Annotated in this window: 14 protein-coding genes, 2 tRNA genes and 3 rRNA genes; 1 reads left to right on the top strand and 18 read right to left on the bottom strand. The window is 41.2% G+C overall.

All coding sequences use genetic code 11. The features are described from left to right. Positions 1-15: 15 nt before the first annotated feature. The 8 genes from fabG to GPZ88_RS06210 all read right to left on the bottom strand — a co-directional run bounded on the left by fabG (position 16) and on the right by GPZ88_RS06210 (position 6,294). On the bottom strand, positions 16-747 hold the full coding sequence (gene fabG, locus GPZ88_RS06245) for a 3-oxoacyl-[acyl-carrier-protein] reductase (protein WP_157628733.1): 732 nt from the start codon (positions 745-747) through the stop codon (positions 16-18). Between the two features lie 9 nt (positions 748-756). After that, the gene (fabD, locus tag GPZ88_RS06240; protein WP_166043728.1) at positions 757-1,677 is read right to left on the bottom strand and encodes an ACP S-malonyltransferase; all 921 of its coding nucleotides are present in this window, start codon (positions 1,675-1,677) and stop codon (positions 757-759) included. Positions 1,678-1,722: 45 nt separating this feature from the next. Continuing rightward, complete coding sequence (fabK, locus tag GPZ88_RS06235) at positions 1,723-2,691, bottom strand: enoyl-[acyl-carrier-protein] reductase FabK (protein WP_074603751.1); 969 nt, start codon at positions 2,689-2,691, stop codon at positions 1,723-1,725. 164 nt (positions 2,692-2,855) lie between these two features. Further along, on the bottom strand, positions 2,856-3,080 hold the full coding sequence (locus GPZ88_RS06230; protein WP_006531079.1) for an acyl carrier protein: 225 nt from the start codon (positions 3,078-3,080) through the stop codon (positions 2,856-2,858). Positions 3,081-3,140: 60 nt separating this feature from the next. Continuing rightward, complete coding sequence (locus tag GPZ88_RS06225; protein WP_039695987.1) at positions 3,141-4,115, bottom strand: beta-ketoacyl-ACP synthase III; 975 nt, start codon at positions 4,113-4,115, stop codon at positions 3,141-3,143. Positions 4,116-4,117: 2 nt separating this feature from the next. After that, positions 4,118-4,552 (bottom strand): fatty acid biosynthesis transcriptional regulator FabT, encoded by a 435-nt coding sequence (gene fabT, locus GPZ88_RS06220; protein ID WP_039695988.1) that lies wholly within the window; start codon positions 4,550-4,552, stop codon positions 4,118-4,120. A gap of 115 nt (positions 4,553-4,667) precedes the next feature. Next, a complete protein-coding gene (locus GPZ88_RS06215) occupies positions 4,668-5,456 on the bottom strand; it encodes an enoyl-CoA hydratase (RefSeq protein WP_039695989.1) in 789 nt (262 codons plus the stop codon). Positions 5,457-5,646: 190 nt separating this feature from the next. Continuing rightward, complete coding sequence (locus GPZ88_RS06210; protein ID WP_074603757.1) at positions 5,647-6,294, bottom strand: HAD family hydrolase; 648 nt, start codon at positions 6,292-6,294, stop codon at positions 5,647-5,649. Between the two features lie 96 nt (positions 6,295-6,390). Here GPZ88_RS06210 and GPZ88_RS06205 point away from each other — a divergent pair, with 96 nt between their 5' ends. Beyond that, on the top strand, positions 6,391-7,749 hold the full coding sequence (locus tag GPZ88_RS06205) for an aspartate kinase (protein ID WP_166043726.1): 1,359 nt from the start codon (positions 6,391-6,393) through the stop codon (positions 7,747-7,749). A gap of 32 nt (positions 7,750-7,781) precedes the next feature. On the opposite strand, the gene GPZ88_RS06200 is transcribed toward GPZ88_RS06205, so the two are convergent. The 10 genes from GPZ88_RS06200 to GPZ88_RS06155 all read right to left on the bottom strand — a co-directional run bounded on the left by GPZ88_RS06200 (position 7,782) and on the right by GPZ88_RS06155 (position 17,783). Next, on the bottom strand, positions 7,782-8,258 hold the full coding sequence (locus GPZ88_RS06200; protein ID WP_039696070.1) for a sigma-70 RNA polymerase sigma factor region 4 domain-containing protein: 477 nt from the start codon (positions 8,256-8,258) through the stop codon (positions 7,782-7,784). 144 nt (positions 8,259-8,402) lie between these two features. Beyond that, positions 8,403-8,476 (bottom strand) — tRNA-Asn (locus tag GPZ88_RS06195). Positions 8,477-8,481: 5 nt separating this feature from the next. Beyond that, a 5S ribosomal RNA gene (gene rrf, locus GPZ88_RS06190) occupies positions 8,482-8,597 on the bottom strand. Positions 8,598-8,682: 85 nt separating this feature from the next. Next, a 23S ribosomal RNA gene (locus GPZ88_RS06185) occupies positions 8,683-11,582 on the bottom strand. A 147-nt stretch (positions 11,583-11,729) separates the two neighbouring features. Next, a tRNA-Ala gene (locus GPZ88_RS06180) sits at positions 11,730-11,802 on the bottom strand. A gap of 54 nt (positions 11,803-11,856) precedes the next feature. After that, a 16S ribosomal RNA gene (locus GPZ88_RS06175) occupies positions 11,857-13,405 on the bottom strand. The 16S, 23S and 5S rRNA genes sit together here with 2 tRNA genes alongside, the layout of an rRNA operon. A 430-nt stretch (positions 13,406-13,835) precedes the next feature. Then, entirely contained in the window at positions 13,836-14,768 is a 933-nt protein-coding gene (locus GPZ88_RS06170; protein WP_074565179.1) for an ABC transporter ATP-binding protein, read from the bottom strand. Continuing rightward, positions 14,768-15,814: an ABC transporter ATP-binding protein gene (locus tag GPZ88_RS06165; RefSeq protein WP_074565181.1), complete on the bottom strand. Its 1,047-nt coding sequence runs from the start codon at positions 15,812-15,814 to the stop codon at positions 14,768-14,770. The genes GPZ88_RS06170 and GPZ88_RS06165 overlap by 1 nt, the downstream gene beginning before the upstream one ends. 11 nt (positions 15,815-15,825) lie before the next feature. Next, complete coding sequence (locus tag GPZ88_RS06160) at positions 15,826-16,857, bottom strand: ABC transporter permease (protein WP_074565183.1); 1,032 nt, start codon at positions 16,855-16,857, stop codon at positions 15,826-15,828. Positions 16,858-16,868: 11 nt separating this feature from the next. Further along, the gene (locus tag GPZ88_RS06155) at positions 16,869-17,783 is read right to left on the bottom strand and encodes an ABC transporter permease (protein ID WP_006530948.1); all 915 of its coding nucleotides are present in this window, start codon (positions 17,781-17,783) and stop codon (positions 16,869-16,871) included. Positions 17,784-17,814 lie beyond the last annotated feature (31 nt).

Here is a 17,814-nt window from a genome sequence, read left to right as displayed (position 1 = left end):
AAAGCAAACAATAGTTTACATTGCCATACCACCATCAATTGCAATGACTTGTCCAGTCAAGTATTCTTGCTCAGCTAAGAAGCTTGCTACTGTTGCCACTTCTTCAGCTTTACCGATACGTTTCATCGGAATACCTGCCAAAATAGCTTCTTGCATTTTTTCAGGAATCGCATCTGTCATATCTGACTCGATAAATCCAGGAGCAATAGCATTGACTCGAACACCACGTGCGGCAACTTCACGCGCAACTGATTTTGTAAAACCAATCAAACCAGCTTTTGAAGCTGCATAGTTTGCTTGACCTACATTTCCTGTCAAACCAACAACGCTAGATAAATTAATAATAGCACCCTGACGCGCTCTCGTCATCGGTCTCAAGACTGATTGTGTCATGTTGAAAGCACCTGTCAAATTCACTTTAAGCACTGATTCGAAATCAGCTTCAGTCATTTTCAACATCAATTTATCATTTGTGATACCAGCATTGTTAACCAAAATATCAACAGAACCAAGTTTCGCGATTGCTTCATCAACCATGCGTTTAGCATCATCAAATTGTGACACATCACCAGAAATGGCAGCAACTTTCACTTGATAATCTTTAAAGCTATCAAGCAATTCTGCTGAAATTTCTGAACGACCGTTAAGCACTACATTAGCCCCAAGGCTTGCAAAACGGTGGGCAATAGCTAAACCAATTCCGCGGGTTGACCCAGTTACAAAAACATTCTTATTTTTGATATCCATGACTATCTCCTATTTTTCTAGCAAAACACTTAAGCTTGCTTCGTCTTCAACACTTGCTGTTGGAATACTTCTATCAATTTTACGAAGGAAGCCACTCAAAACTTTACCTGGACCAATTTCAATAACTTCTGTCATGCCAAGCTTACGCATGGTCTCGATAGAATCATAAAAACGAACTGGTTCTTTCACTTGTCTAGCAAGTAAAGCTTTGATATCGCCGTACTGCATGACTTTAGCTTCAGTATTTCCAATCAAAGGAACCTGAAAATCTGAAAACGTTACTTTATCAAGAACCTCTGAAAGTCGTTTGCTAGCTGGTGCTAACAAAGCTGTGTGGAAAGGCCCAGATACTTTCAACGGAATCAGGCGTTTCACACCGGCTTGCTTAAGCAATTCCACAGCATAATTCACAGCTTCAGTCTCACCACCAATCACAATCTGTGCTGGTGTGTTATAGTTAGCTGGTGTCACTACACCTTTAATAGAAGCTTTTTGACAAATCTCTTCAATAAGAGACGCTTCTGTATTCATGACAGCAACCATTTTCCCAGTTCCAGCTGGAGCTGCAGTTTCCATAAATTCTCCACGTTTTGCCACCAAAGCAACAGCATCTTCAAAGTTTAAAGCTCCTGAAGCTACCAAGGCTGAATACTCACCAAGTGAAAGCCCTGCAACCATATCTGCTTTAAAGCCCTTCTCTTGCAATAAACGATAAATCGCAACAGAAGTTGTCAAAATAGCTGGCTGTGTATAGCGTGTTTGATTTAATTTATCCTCTTCCTTATCAATTAAATCACGAAGATTATAGCCAAGAATAGAACTAGCTTGATCAAAAGTCTCCCTTACAATAGGATATTTTTCGTATAAATCACTTGCCATTCCAAGTTTTTGAGCCCCTTGACCAGCAAATAAAAAGGCAGTTTTCGTCATTAAATCCTCCCAAACGGAATTTGATTTTTTATTTAAATAGAAATTTTAATCTTTCTCAATATCAGCCCAACGTTTAGCTTCTTCTAAGATAACTTCTTGAGCTCCATAGTAGAGATCTTTTAAGATTTCTTCACATGTTTCTTCTTTACGAATCAAACCTGCGATTTGACCTGCCATGACTGAACCAGTCACAACATCACCATCGACAACAGCATTACGCAAAGCACCTGCTCCCAATACTTCGATGTCTTCTTTTGTCTTACGACCTGCCAAGAAGTCTTTCTCTGCGTGAGCATATGATGTTGTCAATTTATTTTTAACGGCACGTACTGGATGTCCAACGACAGACGCAGAAATAACCGTATCAATATCTTTTGCTTTTAAAATTTTGTCTTTGAAGTTTTGGTGAGCATTAGATTCTTTGGCAACAGCAAAGCGAGTTCCCACTTGAACGGCTTCAGCACCAAGCATAAAGACAGCTGCTGCACCACGTCCATCACCGACACCACCAGCACCAATAACTGGAATACTAACCGCATCAACAACTTGACGCACAAGTGTCATTGTTGTCAATTTACCAATATGACCACCAGCTTCCATACCTTCAGCGATAACCGCATCTGCACCAAGTTTTTCCATACGTTTTGCAAGTGCAACACTAGGAACAACTGGAATGACAGTGATACCTGCTTCGTGAAAACGTTCCATGTATTTACCTGGATTACCAGCACCAGTTGTGACAACTTTGACCCCTTCTTCAATCACAAGATCAACAATGTCATCAACAAATGGTGACAAAAGCATAATATTAACACCAAAAGGTTTATCAGTAATTTGTTTAACCTTATCAATATTTGCTTTAACAACTTCTTTAGGGGCATTACCACCACCGATAATACCTAAACCACCAGCGTTTGAAACGGCACCAGCCAAGTCACCATCAGCAACCCAAGCCATACCTCCTTGAAAAATTGGATATTTGATATTTAATAATTCTGTAATACGTGTTTTCATGTTAAACCTTCTTAGTCTTTACCAAACAATAATTTGATAGTCAAACTATCATAATAAGAAGAGAGGGAGTAAGATAAGTTTTCGCTTACTAGCAACCTATCCCACAGCCCTTTCTACTAAATATATAGTGGAGTTAGTTTTTAATCCCAACTCCAGCCATGTCATTATTTTGTTTTTTCTTCAACGTAAGCAACCAAGTCACCTACAGTGTTAAGACCTTCTTCAGTTTCGATTTGGATATCAAATGCATCTTCAATTTCAGAAATTACTTGGAAAACATCAAGTGAGTCAGCATCAAGTTCATCGAAAGTAGTTTCCAATTTCACTTCTTCTGCTTCTTTACCAAGTTCTTCAACGATAATTTCTTGTACTTTTTCAAATACTGCCATGATTAATTTCTCCTTAATAAATATATATAATATCTCATGCTATAATGCACAAGTTTGTAACTAGATTTTAACAATTAGACTTCCCCATGTCAAACCTCCACCAAATCCTGATAGAAGAATTGTCTGAGAACCATCTAATTTGATAAGTCCCTTATCCACTGATTCTGATAAGAGAATTGGAATACTCGCCGCACTGGTATTACCATATTCCATCATATTTGCCAAAAACTTATCTCGGTCAATAGACATTTTTCGTGCCATTTTATCCAAGATGCGAATATTAGCCTGATGCAAAAGCAAATAGTCAAGATCTTCAGCTGAAACTTCAGAAGCATCAATAAGAGTCTTGATACTCTTAGCCACATCTCTGATTGCAAAATCAAAGATAGCCCTACCATCCATTTTCAAGAACTTATCATCCTCTTCTTTTTCAGAAAATGGTGAAGACAAGCCAACTTTGGCTGATGTCAAGCTAAGACCACGACTTCCATCAGTATTTAATGATTCTGCTAGGAAATGTTTTGTTTCTGTTGCTTCAAGCAAAACACCACCAGCACCATCACCAAATAAAACTGAAGTGCTTCGGTCAGACCAGTCCAGTGTTTTTGACAATGTTTCAGCACCAATGACGATACCGCGCTTATAGATACCCGATTGAATAAATTTATCCGCAGTCGAAAGAGCAAACACAAAGCCACTACATGCTGCTGTCACATCCATGGCAAAAGCATTTACAGCACCGATATTTCCTTGAATACGAGTTGCTGTTGACGGCATCAGACTATCAGGGGTAATTGTTGCAACAATGATGAAATCAATATCCACAGCTGATAAACCAGCTTTTGAAAGTAGTTGCTTGGCAACTTGCGTCCCTAAATCACTAGTTGTTTCATCTCGAGTGATATGTCGTCTTCTAATTCCCGTACGTGATGAAATCCATTCATCGCTGGTGTCCATGATTTCAGACAAATCATCGTTTGTAATCACTTGTTCAGGGGCATAGGCTGCTGCCTGAGCAATTCTTGCAAATACCATTATTACATTAACTCCTCAAGAAACTTGTGAAGATTTTTAAGCCCTCTCAAAAGAGCTTCTAGTTCTTCTTCATTCATGTCTTCCGCAATATGAGAAACCATATTTTTGTGGAATTTATGATGAAGCCTATCTAATAATCTTCCTTTTTTTGTCAAAGTTAAATGAACCACACGACGGTCCAATTTCGAACGTCGTCTTTCAATATAACCTTTTGCCTCAAGCTTATTTAAACTAGTGGTTATTGTACCGAGGGTCAACATCAACTCACGTGCAATATCACTTGGAGTCACATTAGAATTCTTACCAATAATCTCAATGGTATGCATTTCCTTTAATGAAACATCGTTGAATTGACTTGTTCGCAAACTAGTCTCTTCGATAACCTGAACACGATTAAAAATATCAACCAAATATTCATTAATTCTATTATAATCCAAGATTTCACCTCCTAAATAAACTTTGACAATCAAAGTATATCAAACATCAAAATATTTTGCAAGGTATTTCGGGTCAAACTGGAAAAATAATTTGAAAATCAAACTATTATTTACATTACTTTCCTGAAAATTTCGGACGGCGTTTTTCAGCAAAAGCACGAACACCTTCTTTGAAATCTTCCTTAAAAGCTAATTCTTCTTGAAGTTGCAATTCAAGTTTTGTATAGTCTTCCCAGCCTTCATATTGGGCTTTCCAAGACATTTCCTTGATGGCACGGTATGAATTAATTGAACCGCGAAGCAGACGTTTCGTTAACTGATTTGTCGTTCTTTCTAGTTTTTCAGATTCACAAAGACGATAAACAATGCCATATTCAAAGGCTTTTTCTGCATTTACCCCTTCACCAGTCATAGCTAACTGAACCGCACGTGTTGTTCCGATAGCGCGACTCATCAAGAAAAGTCCTCCAGCATCAGGAGCAAGACCAACACCAACAAAGGCTTGAATAAATTTGGCTTTTTCACTTGCGACCACAAAATCCGCCGCAACAGCCATATTTGCTGCTGCACCAGCAACCGCACCATCTACGCTCATAATCACTGGTTTTGGTAATTTTTTCATGGCAAAGGAAATTTTATTAACTAAACTTGCAATTTCAACTAGTGATTCGACGTTATCAGATTCAACCGCACGTTGCATCTCAGCCAAGTCCCCACCAATTGAAAAGACTTTACCAACTGCTTGAATGACCAAAATTTTCACAGAATCATCTGTTTTCACTAAGTCTAAAACCTCAAGAATTTCTTGACAAGTTGGAATATTAAAACCATTCGAAATATCTGGGCGATTCAAGGTCAAAGTTGCGACTTCTCCCTTTTCATAAATCACATTATCGAAAGACATCTACCTACCTCCATCAGATGTGATAAAAATAGTTTGATAATTTAACTATTTAGCACCAGCTATTTTAGCACATTATTCATTGATAAATCAAGAGAAAAATGGCATTTTAAGCAATTTAGTTTGACTTTTTAATATTTAAAATATCAAACTATTATATGAAAAAAGTAGGAGTAATCCTACTTTGACATCATTATTTGCTTAATTCTTCAATAACTTGTGTTAGATTGTTCACCAGACGACTTGCCTTACTTTGGTTCATATCAAATAACTGATCTTCAATCGCCCAAACCTCTAAATCGGCAGAAACACCAGCCTGAATACCTTTTTCACTATCTTCAATAACTAGCGTTTCGTCATTGTTAAAGCCAAGTTGTTTTCGTGCTTCTTGATAAATCGCGGGATGTGGTTTTCCCTTTTCAAATTCCTCACCTGATAAAATCACTGAAAAATATGCTAACAACTGAGTTTCCTCAAGAGCTTTCAAAATATCATGTTTAGTTGAGCTAGAAGCTAGCCCTAAACGGTACCCCTTTTCAAAAAGTCCTTTGACCACTTTAAAAGTATCTTCAAAAATCAAGTCTTTGTAAGGAAGCGGATGCGTTTTTTTGTAAATAGAATACTCTTTTTGCAGCTGATCAGTGTCCCATTTGTCCAAATCATCACGCAAAATGTCTGGCCAGATTTGTTTCATATTACCGCCGATAAAGAAACTAGGTGGTAAGTGCTTTATACCGATCCCTTTGTCAGTCAAAAACTTCTCGCGACGGCGATAATAAAACGTCTCGGTATCGAATAAGACACCATCCATATCAAAAATAATTGCTTTAAATTTTTCCATTCCTCTATTATACTATCTTTTTATTTGAAAAACTACTGACAAATTTTCAGAATTTTGCTATAATTGTATACAAATTTTAGAAAAGTGGAGAAGGTCATGAAAGTAATCAAATTTGGTGGTAGTTCACTGGCTTCGGCTGAACAACTAAAAAAAGTTTTGAATATTGTGAAATCTGATAACGAACGACGTTTTGTTGTTGTATCAGCACCCGGAAAACGTAACTCAGAAGATACTAAGGTAACCGATGCTCTTATTAAGTATTACAAGAACTACACCTCAGGTGATGATGTCACTGCTGCACAAGAATGGATTATTAACCGTTACCAAGCCATTGCAGATGAGCTTGGACTCAGTTCATCAATTATGAGCAAAATTGCAGGTGCGATTACAAATCTTGCGACACTTCCTATTGAATGTAACGAATTCCTATATGACACATTTCTTGCAGCTGGTGAAGATAACAACGCAAAATTTGTAGCAGAATTTTTCCGTAAAAACGGCCTCAATGCACGCTATGTTCACCCTAAAGAAGCAGGTATCATTGTTTCAAGTGAACCAGGAAATGCTCGTATTCTTCCATCAAGCTACGATAAACTCGAAGAATTACGTGATTCAGAGGAAATCCTTGTTATCCCAGGTTTCTTTGGTGTAACAGTTGATGGTCAAATCTGTACATTCTCACGTGGTGGTTCAGATATTTCAGGTTCTATCGTTGCAGCAGGTGTTAAAGCAGACTTGTACGAAAACTTTACTGATGTCGATGGTATCTTTGCAGCTCACCCAGGAGTGGTTCACAAACCTCACACAATCCAAGAATTAACATACCGTGAAATGCGTGAACTTGCTTATGCTGGATTTTCAGTGCTCCACGACGAAGCACTTATTCCTGCTTACCGCGGCAAAATTCCTCTCGTTATCAAAAATACCAACAACCCTGAACACCCAGGAACTCGAATCACACTAAAACACAGTGGACCAACTGTACCTGTTATTGGTATCGCAGCTGATGACGAATTTGCAAGTATCAACTTGTCTAAATACCTCATGAACCGCGAAGTCGGATTTGGTCGCAAAGTCCTTCAAATTCTTGAAGACCTAAATATCCGTTGGGAACACATCCCAACAGGTATCGATGACATGTCAGTCATCGTTCGCGAACGTGAACTTACACCAATCAAAGAACAAGAAATCACTTCATACTTAACTCGTGAACTTGGCGTAGATGAAGTCGATATTGAACACAATCTTTCAATCATCATGATTGTAGGTGAAGATATGAAAAATCATATTGGTGTCACAGCAACAGCAACCAAAGCTCTCTCAGATAAGCACATTAACTTGGAAATGATTTCTCAAGGATCAAGCGAAGTATCTGTCATGTTCGTTACACAAACAGAACACGAAAAACAAGCCGTTCGAGCACTTTACAAAGCCTTCTTCCGGGCAGAAGAGTAAGTAAAAAGGCCAGAATCCTCTGGTCTTTTCTTTTATGGTCTAAAATCTGAGAAATACGGTTCAATGCTTTTTAAAAAGGCTTTCTTCCCTTCAAAACGTTCCCCACGAATCACTTTTTCCAACTTTAGTCGGTCTTCTCTTCCCAATGTTCTTCGTAAACGTGCTAAGCTATCCTGATAAGCCACGTAATCTGCGACTTCAAAGAAAGATACCTGGGGCACACAGTGACTAATATCACCAATTTCTTCATAAGGCATACGATTAAATTTCCTCTTAAAGGATTCCTGATGGCGGATAATATCTTTAACATGGTTAGAAAATTTTGTTTTAAAGTAGCTATAGCGTTTGCCTTCATTAATTAAGAGGTCTGGATGTTCCTCTAAGAGTTGAAAGAAAACAATTCGACCTTCTTGAATCCAATCTTCATAATCCCAAAGTTTGACAAAATAATGACGGCGTAATTTTAAAATAATTGGTTTAACGGTTTGAAAATAACGTTCAAAATCCACTGTTTCTATCTCCTTTGTCCTTTTTTATGTTAAGGTACTCTTATTATAAAAAGGATTAGGAAAAAGGAACATGACAAAAATGTCCAAATTGATGCACAAAAAAAGGCAACTCATCTGAGTTGCTCTCCGTCTACCGCTTTTAAACTCCGCCAGTAGGACTCGAACCTACGACATCATGATTAACAGTCATGCGCTACTACCAACTGAGCTATGGCGGATAAATGCTAAGCGACTACCATATCTAACAGGGGGCAACCCCCAACTACATCAGGCGTGCTAGGGCTTAACTTCTGTGTTCGGCATGGGAACAGGTGTATCTCCTAGGCTATCGTCACTTAACTATGATTGATTATCCAATCAAAATTGAATACCTATATATTCTAACAAGAAACCGACTCGCTGTCAATATTGACTCGTTTCTTTTTTGGATAAGTCCTCGAGCTATTAGTATTAGTCCGCTACATGTGTCACCACACTTACACTTCTAACCTATCTACCTGATCATCTCTCAGGGCTCTTACTGATATAAAATCATGGGAAATCTCATCTTGAGGTGGGCTTCACACTTAGATGCTTTCAGCGTTTATCCCTTCCCTACATAGCTACCCAGCGATGCCTTTGGCAAGACAACTGGTACACCAGCGGTAAGTCCACTCTGGTCCTCTCGTACTAGGAGCAGATCCTCTCAAATTTCCTACGCCCGCGACGGATAGGGACCGAACTGTCTCACGACGTTCTGAACCCAGCTCGCGTGCCGCTTTAATGGGCGAACAGCCCAACCCTTGGGACCGACTACAGCCCCAGGATGCGACGAGCCGACATCGAGGTGCCAAACCTCCCCGTCGATGTGAACTCTTGGGGGAGATAAGCCTGTTATCCCCAGGGTAGCTTTTATCCGTTGAGCGATGGCCCTTCCATGCGGAACCACCGGATCACTAAGCCCGACTTTCGTCCCTGCTCGAGTTGTAGCTCTCGCAGTCAAGCTCCCTTATACCTTTACACTCTGCGAATGATTTCCAACCATTCTGAGGGAACCTTTGGGCGCCTCCGTTACCTTTTAGGAGGCGACCGCCCCAGTCAAACTGCCCGTCAGACACTGTCTCCGATAGGGATAACCTATCTAGGTTAGAGTAGCCATAACACAAGGGTAGTATCCCAACAACGCCTCCACCGAAACTAGCGTCCCGATTTCATAGGCTCCTACCTATCCTGTACATGTGGTACAGATACTCAATATCAAACTGCAGTAAAGCTCCATGGGGTCTTTCCGTCCTGTCGCGGGTAACCTGCATCTTCACAGGTACTAAAATTTCACCGAGTCTCTCGTTGAGACAGTGCCCAAATCATTACGCCTTTCGTGCGGGTCGGAACTTACCCGACAAGGAATTTCGCTACCTTAGGACCGTTATAGTTACGGCCGCCGTTTACTGGGGCTTCAATTCACACCTTCGCTAATGCTAAGCGCTCCTCTTAACCTTCCAGCACCGGGCAGGCGTCACCCCCTATACATCATCTTACGATTTAGCAGAGAGCTGTGTTTTTGATAAACAGTTGCTTGGGCCTATTCACTGCGGCTGACTTAAAGCCAGCGCCCCTTCTCCCGAAGTTACGGGGCCATTTTGCCGAGTTCCTTAACGAGAGTTCTCTCGCTCACCTGAGGCTACTCGCCTCGACTACCTGTGTCGGTTTGCGGTACGGGTAGAGTATAATTAACGCTAGAAGCTTTTCTTGGCAGTGTGACATCACTAACTTCGCTACTTAACTTCGCTCCCCATCACAGCTCAATGTTAGAGATATAAGCATTTGACTCATATCACACCTCACTGCTTAGACGTGCACTTCCAATCGCACGCTTTAGTTAGCCTACTGCGTCCCTCCATCACTATATACTCTAGTACAGGAATATCAACCTGTTGTCCATCGGATACACCTTTCGGTCTCTCCTTAGGTCCCGACTAACCCAGGGAGGACGAGCCTTCCCCTGGAAACCTTAGTCATACGGTGGACAGGATTCTCACCTGTCTTTCGCTACTCATACCGGCATTCTCACTTCTATGCGTTCCAGCGCTCCTCACGGTACACCTTCTTCACACATAGAACGCTCTCCTACCATACCTAAAAGGTATCCACAGCTTCGGTAATATGTTTTAGCCCCGGTACATTTTCGGCGCAGGGTCACTCGACTAGTGAGCTATTACGCACTCTTTGAATGAATAGCTGCTTCTAAGCTAACATCCTAGTTGTCTGTGCAACCCCACATCCTTTTCCACTTAACATATATTTTGGGACCTTAGCTGGTGGTCTGGGCTGTTTCCCTTTCGACTACGGATCTTAGCACTCGCAGTCTGACTGCCGATTATATCTCATTGGCATTCGGAGTTTATCTGATATTGGTAATCCGGGATGGACCCCTCAATCAAACAGTGCTCTACCTCCAAGAGACTTAACATCGACGCTAGCCCTAAAGCTATTTCGGAGAGAACCAGCTATCTCCAAGTTCGTTTGGAATTTCTCCGCTACCCACAAGTCATCCAAGCACTTTTCAACGTGCCCTGGTTCGGGCCTCCAGTGAGTTTTACCTCACCTTCACCCTGCTCATGGGTAGGTCACATGGTTTCGGGTCTACGACATGATACTAATGCGCCCTATTAAGACTCGGTTTCCCTACGGCTCCGTCTCTTCAACTTAACCTCGCATCATATCGTAACTCGCCGGTTCATTCTACAAAAGGCACGCTCTCACCCATTAACGGGCTCGAACTTGTTGTAGGCACACGGTTTCAGGTTCTATTTCACTCCCCTCCCGGGGTGCTTTTCACCTTTCCCTCACGGTACTGGTTCACTATCGGTCACTAGAGAGTATTTAGGGTTAGGAGATGGTCCTCCCAGATTCCGACGAGATTTCTCGTGTCTCGCCGTACTCAGGATACTGCTAGGGTTAAAGACTATTTCGAATACGAGGCTGTTACTCTCTTTGGCTTACCTTCCCAGGTAATTCTTCTATAATCTTGTCGTCCCACGTCGCAGTCCTACAACCCCGATGTGTAAACACATCGGTTTGCCCTCTTACCATTTCGCTCGCCGCTACTAAGGCAATCGCGTTTGCTTTCTCTTCCTGCAGCTACTTAGATGTTTCAGTTCACTGCGTCTTCCTCTTCATTACCTTAACAGTAATGAGTGACATGCATTACATGCCGGGTTCCCCCATTCGGACATCTCTGGATCAATGTTTACTTACAACTCCCCAAAGCATTTCGTCGTTAGTCACGTCCTTCATCGGCTTCTAGTGCCAAGGCATCCACCGTGCGCCCTTATTAACTTAACCTTATTTTGGTCTGTTGACCTTAAACTCATTAAATCACAGCGTTTCGGTTTATTTCTTGTTACTATCTACAATTCAATTTCTTGAATCGTGGAATTTGATATAGATATTCAATTTTCAATGGACAATCTTTTGAATCTTTCGATTCAATGGAGCCTAGCGGGATCGAACCGCTGACCTCCTGCGTGCAAAGCAGGCGCTCTCCCAGCTGAGCTAAGGCCCCACAAGACCTCTCAAAACTAAACAATACTCCAAACGTGCTTCCGTTTATCCTTAGAAAGGAGGTGATCCAGCCGCACCTTCCGATACGGCTACCTTGTTACGACTTCACCCCAATCATCTATCCCACCTTAGGCGGCTGGCTCCTAAAAGGTTACCTCACCGACTTCGGGTGTTACAAACTCTCGTGGTGTGACGGGCGGTGTGTACAAGGCCCGGGAACGTATTCACCGCGGCGTGCTGATCCGCGATTACTAGCGATTCCGACTTCATGTAGGCGAGTTGCAGCCTACAATCCGAACTGAGATTGGCTTTAAGAGATTTGCTTGCCGTCACCGACTCGCGACTCGTTGTACCAACCATTGTAGCACGTGTGTAGCCCAGGTCATAAGGGGCATGATGATTTGACGTCATCCCCACCTTCCTCCGGTTTATTACCGGCAGTCTCGCTAGAGTGCCCAACTTAATGATGGCAACTAACAATAGGGGTTGCGCTCGTTGCGGGACTTAACCCAACATCTCACGACACGAGCTGACGACAACCATGCACCACCTGTCACCGATGTTCCGAAGAAACTTCCTATCTCTAGGAATAGCATCGGGATGTCAAGACCTGGTAAGGTTCTTCGCGTTGCTTCGAATTAAACCACATGCTCCACCGCTTGTGCGGGCCCCCGTCAATTCCTTTGAGTTTCAACCTTGCGGTCGTACTCCCCAGGCGGAGTGCTTAATGCGTTAGCTGCGGCACTAAGCCCCGGAAAGGGCCTAACACCTAGCACTCATCGTTTACGGCGTGGACTACCAGGGTATCTAATCCTGTTTGCTCCCCACGCTTTCGAGCCTCAGCGTCAGTTACAGACCAGAGAGCCGCTTTCGCCACCGGTGTTCCTCCATATATCTACGCATTTCACCGCTACACATGGAATTCCACTCTCCCCTTCTGCACTCAAGTCTAACAGTTTCCAAAGCGAACAATGGTTAAGCCACTGCCTTTAACTTCAGACTTATTAAACCGCCTGCGCTCGCTTTACGCCCAATAAATCCGGACAACGCTCGGGACCTACGTATTACCGCGGCTGCTGGCACGTAGTTAGCCGTCCCTTTCTGGTAAGTTACCGTCACTGTGTGAACTTTCCACTCTCACACACGTTCTTCTCTTACAACAGAGCTTTACGATCCGAAAACCTTCTTCACTCACGCGGCGTTGCTCGGTCAGGGTTGCCCCCATTGCCGAAGATTCCCTACTGCTGCCTCCCGTAGGAGTCTGGGCCGTGTCTCAGTCCCAGTGTGGCCGATCACCCTCTCAGGTCGGCTATGTATCGTCGCCTTGGTGAGCCGTTACCTCACCAACTAGCTAATACAACGCAGGTCCATCTACTAGTGAAGCAATTGCTCCTTTCAAGCATCTAACATGGGTTAAATGCTGTTATGCGGTATTAGCTATCGTTTCCAATAGTTATCCCCCGCTAGTAGGCAGGTTACCTACGCGTTACTCACCCGTTCGCAACTCTTCCAACTTTAGCAAGCTAAAGTCTTCAGCGTTCTACTTGCATGTATTAGGCACGCCGCCAGCGTTCGTCCTGAGCCAGGATCAAACTCTCATTTAATCTTGTTCTCATTCTGTCACTGACAGATTTATCGTTTTTGACAGGTTACTTCCGTAACCCGCACGTTTGGTTCGTATTGTTCAGTTTTCAAAGGTCTTTGTCTCATCAGAGACAACTTCTATATTCTATCAAATTTGAAACTCGTTGTCAATACCTTTTTTCAAGAAATTTTCAAGTTTGTTTCAAACTTGTTTCCGTCGTCCTCTCGAACAACAGCTATATTAGTATACTAAATTTACTACAACGTGTCAACGCTTTTATGAAACTTTTTTCAGTTTTTTTCAATTTGCCATCAGAACCCTCTGAAATCGCTCAATTCAGCAGTAATTGACTTCGTGTACATTCTAATACTTCTTCTCTTATAATGCAACTAAATTGACTTTTAGGAACCTTTAAACGCAAAAAAGAGGGCTCTTTGCCCTCTTTATAATTATGATAATGCTTTTTTATATTCTTCAGCTTCAGCTTCAGTAGAAAGTACAAAGTGACCTGGTGTAATTTCACGCATTTCACGTTCTTGACCATCAAGTTCTGCACTTGGATCATAAACTTGATGCACGCGTTCACGTTCAGATTCTGGATCTGGTTCTGGAATTGCAGACAATAAACTCTTAGTGTATGGGTGAATTGGGTTATTGTAAACATCTTCAGATGTTCCAATTTCAAGCATTTTACCCCAGTGCATTACACCAATACGATCTGAAATGTATTTGACCATTGACAAATCGTGAGCGATGAAGAGATAAGTCAAGCCTTTTTCGCGTTGAAGTTTTTGCATCAAGTTAACAACTTGAGCTTGAATAGACACGTCAAGCGCAGAAATTGGTTCATCAGCAATAATGAATTTTGGTTGTACAGCAAGAGCACGTGCAATACCAATACGTTGACGTTGACCACCAGAGAATTCGTGTGGGTAACGAGTCATGTGATCTTTGTTCAAACCTACTAGAGAAAGTAATTCTTGAACTTTTTCATCACGCTCTTCTTTACTATTAACAAGTTTGTGAATATCAAGACCTTCGGCAACGATGTCACGGATTTTCATACGTCCATTAAGACTTGCTTGTGGGTCTTGGAAAATCATTTGCACATTTTTACGGAATTCATGCAATTCTTTACCTTTAAGGTTAGAAACTGTTTCTCCATTAAAGTCGATTTCACCATCACTAATATCGTAAAGTTTTAAGATAGCACGTCCAACAGTTGTTTTACCAGAACCTGATTCACCAACTAAACCAAAGACTTCACCTTCATAGATATCGAAGCTGACGTTGTTGATGGCTTTTACTTCATTCTTTTTGCCTTCGTTGAAAGTCAAAGAGACATTTTTAAGTTCAACAAGCTTTTTTCTATTTTCAGTCATTAAGCTTTTCTCCCTTCAAGTTCTTTCCATTTTGCCCAACGTTTTTGAATTGGTAATGGTGGTGTTACTTTAGGTGCACGCTCATCCAGCAACCAAGTTGCAGCAAAGTGAGTATCACTAACTTTAAACATTGGTGGTTCTTCTTCGTAATCGATATCCAAAGCGAATTCGTTACGTGGTGCAAAAGCATCACCTTTTGGTGGGTTAAGAAGATCTGGTGGTGTACCTGGGATTGATTGTAAGCTACCAGCTTCTGTGTCAGTTGTTGGCATTGAGTTCAACAAGCCCCAAGTATATGGGTGTTGCGGATTGTAGAAGACTTCGTCAACTGTTCCATATTCAATAACTTTACCAGCATACATAACTGCAACACGGTCAGCCATACCAGCAACGACACCAAGGTCGTGGGTGATAAAGATGATTGATGAACCACGTTCTTTTTGAATTTTTTTCATCAAGTTAAGAATTTGAGCTTGAATAGTAACATCCAAGGCAGTTGTTGGTTCGTCAGCAATTAAGACATCTGGGTTAGCAGCAAGTGCGATTGCAATAACAGCACGTTGACGCATACCACCAGACCATTGGTGTGGGTAATCGTTGATATGTTCTTCCGCATTTGGAATACCAACATTTTTCATTAAATCTAGCGCACGATTCCAAGCTTCTTGTTTTGAAACTTTTTCGTGGATCATGATTGGTTCAGCAATTTGTTGACCAATTTTCATTGTTGGGTCTAGACTTGTCATTGGATCTTGGAAGATCATTGCGATTTCATTTCCACGAACTTTGATCCATTCGTCTTCTTTTAATTCAGTAAGTTTTTTACCTTTAAAATCGATATCACCTGTAATAGTAGCATTTGAGGCAGATAACCCCATTAATGTTTTAGTTGTTACAGATTTACCTGATCCAGATTCACCTACGATAGCAAGTGTTTCGCCTTTCTTCAAGTCAAAGTTGACGTCGCGAATGGCTTTAATTTCTCCAGCGTAGGTTTGGAAATCTACATGGAGGTTTTTAACTTGTAAAATTGTTTCTTCACTCATATTTTTTCCTCCTAACGATCACCAGATTTTGGATCAAATGCATCACGAAGACCGTCACCTAACAAGATGAAAGCAAGTGAGATTAATACCAAAGCAAGGGCTGGTAGAGTTACTTGATAAGGGTAGTATTGTAAGTATTCTTGAGCATCAGTAATCAATGAACCAAGTGACGCTGTTGGTGGTTTTACCCCAAGGTTAATAGCTGAAAGCACAGCTTCATACATGATGGCACTTGGAACTGTCATCATAATTTGAACAATAATAATCCCTGAAATATTTGGAAGGATGTGTTTAAATGCGATTTTAGGAGCACTTTCACCCAATGAACGAGCAGCAAGAACAAACTCTTGTTCGCGGTAAGAAAGTGTTAAGTTACGTACTTGACGAGCCATTGATGTCCATCCAACGATAGCAATTGAAATAATGATTGATGTAACACCATTACCAAGCAAAAGACCAAGCATTGTAACGATAACCAAGTTAGGAATTGATGAAATAACTTCGATAATACGTTGCATAACCATGTCGACACGTCCGCCAACATAACCTGAAATCAAACCATAAGTTACCCCAATCAAAAGGTCAATCAATGTTGCAACGATAGCAATAAGAAGTGAGATACGCACACCTACGATGATACGTTTGGCAACACTACGACCTAGGTTATCAGTACCAAGGATAAATTTTTTACCTTCTGGAACACCTTGGTCTGCATAAGCATCGTTAGCTTCAGTATTACCAGAATAAGTAATTTTACCGTTCCAGAATGGAAGGTTGTCACTAAGTTTTGGTGGAAGGTTACGGTAAGTTGTAACTTCTTTTGTATTGAAAGCATTAGCGTCATCACGTGGTACCAAAACTACTGAAATCATTGAGAATACGAGTAAAATTCCCAAGAACCACATTGAAATAACAGCTAATTTATTTTTCTTCAAACGGCGCCATGCATCTTGCATAAAAGAAAGAGCAGGCTTTTCAATTTTTTCTTGTGAGCTGGCTGAACCAACACCAACAAGCTTAAATTCTCTTGTTTTTTCTGCCATGAATAGTCTCCTTATTGCAAGCGTACACGTGGATCAACAATACTTGTTGCAATATCTGTTACCAAGATAGCAACCATCAACATCATTGCATAAACGATTGTTGTTCCCATAATTACTGGATAGTCTTTAGCTGGGATTGATGTTACAAATTGTTGACCAATTCCTGGAATTGAGAAAATTTGTTCAATCAAAGCTGAACCTGTTAGCAAGTTTGCTGCCATAGGACCAACCAAAGTCAAAACTGGAATCATTGAGTTACGGTACGCGTGTTTACGTGTCACTTGACGTTTATTCAAACCTTTAGCAGTTGCTAATTGAATGTAATCAGAACTCAATGTTTCAATCATTTGTCCACGGAAGAAACGTGTTACTTGAGCAAAGACTGGGATTGCTAAGGCAATAGATGGCATGATTGTTTGTTCAAATGAGCCCCATCCTGCAAGTGGGAACAAGCTCCATTTGAAACCAAGAGTAACCAATAAGAAAAGACCGATAATGAATGATGGTACTGAAATACCAAGTGTAGAAATAACACTAAGTACACCATCAATCCAGTTATTTTTATTACGTGCTGATGCAGCACCAACCGCAAGACCAGCAAGAAGACCAACGATTAGGGCTTGAACACCAAGTTGAATTGAAACACCCAAGCGTTGTGAAATCAAACGACCGACTGGTTGGTTGATTGATTGGTAACTTGTACCAAAATCACCATGGAGAATATTCCATAGATATGTAAGATATTGTTGCCAAACCGGTTTATCCAACCCATATTGTTTGTTCATTAAAGCAATCATCTCATCAGTTAATTTTGGGTTATTGTAAGGTGTCCCAGGCATAACTTGCATGAGGAAAAACGACAGGGTAACAACTACCCAGAGTGTTACAAGAAGAATAGCAACACGTTTAAGAATGTATTTTACCATAATATTTCCTTCTCTTATTTGCTTTTGTTGG

The organism is Streptococcus ruminicola, assembly GCF_011387195.1.
GTDB classification, from domain to species: Bacteria; Bacillota; Bacilli; order Lactobacillales; family Streptococcaceae; genus Streptococcus; species Streptococcus ruminicola.
The sequence above is the reverse complement of the archived record's forward strand: the minus strand, read 5'-3'. Positions and strand labels throughout refer to the sequence as shown.

Bases quoted from the DNA above. Each gene is read 5' to 3' on its own strand.
- fabG (WP_157628733.1), bottom strand. From the start codon at position 747: ATGGATATCAAAAATAAGAATGTTTTTGTAACTGGGTCAACCCGCGGA.
- fabD (WP_166043728.1), bottom strand. From the start codon at position 1,677: ATGACGAAAACTGCCTTTTTATTTGCTGGTCAAGGGGCTCAAAAACTT.
- fabK (WP_074603751.1), bottom strand. From the start codon at position 2,691: ATGAAAACACGTATTACAGAATTATTAAATATCAAATATCCAATTTTT.
- GPZ88_RS06230 (WP_006531079.1), bottom strand. From the start codon at position 3,080: ATGGCAGTATTTGAAAAAGTACAAGAAATTATCGTTGAAGAACTTGGT.
- GPZ88_RS06225 (WP_039695987.1), bottom strand. From the start codon at position 4,115: ATGGTATTTGCAAGAATTGCTCAGGCAGCAGCCTATGCCCCTGAACAA.
- GPZ88_RS06215 (WP_039695989.1), bottom strand. From the start codon at position 5,456: ATGTCTTTCGATAATGTGATTTATGAAAAGGGAGAAGTCGCAACTTTG.
- GPZ88_RS06210 (WP_074603757.1), bottom strand. From the start codon at position 6,294: ATGGAAAAATTTAAAGCAATTATTTTTGATATGGATGGTGTCTTATTC.
- GPZ88_RS06205 (WP_166043726.1), top strand. From the start codon at position 6,391: ATGAAAGTAATCAAATTTGGTGGTAGTTCACTGGCTTCGGCTGAACAA.
- GPZ88_RS06170 (WP_074565179.1), bottom strand. From the start codon at position 14,768: ATGACTGAAAATAGAAAAAAGCTTGTTGAACTTAAAAATGTCTCTTTG.
- GPZ88_RS06165 (WP_074565181.1), bottom strand. From the start codon at position 15,814: ATGAGTGAAGAAACAATTTTACAAGTTAAAAACCTCCATGTAGATTTC.
- GPZ88_RS06160 (WP_074565183.1), bottom strand. From the start codon at position 16,857: ATGGCAGAAAAAACAAGAGAATTTAAGCTTGTTGGTGTTGGTTCAGCC.
- GPZ88_RS06155 (WP_006530948.1), bottom strand. From the start codon at position 17,783: ATGGTAAAATACATTCTTAAACGTGTTGCTATTCTTCTTGTAACACTC.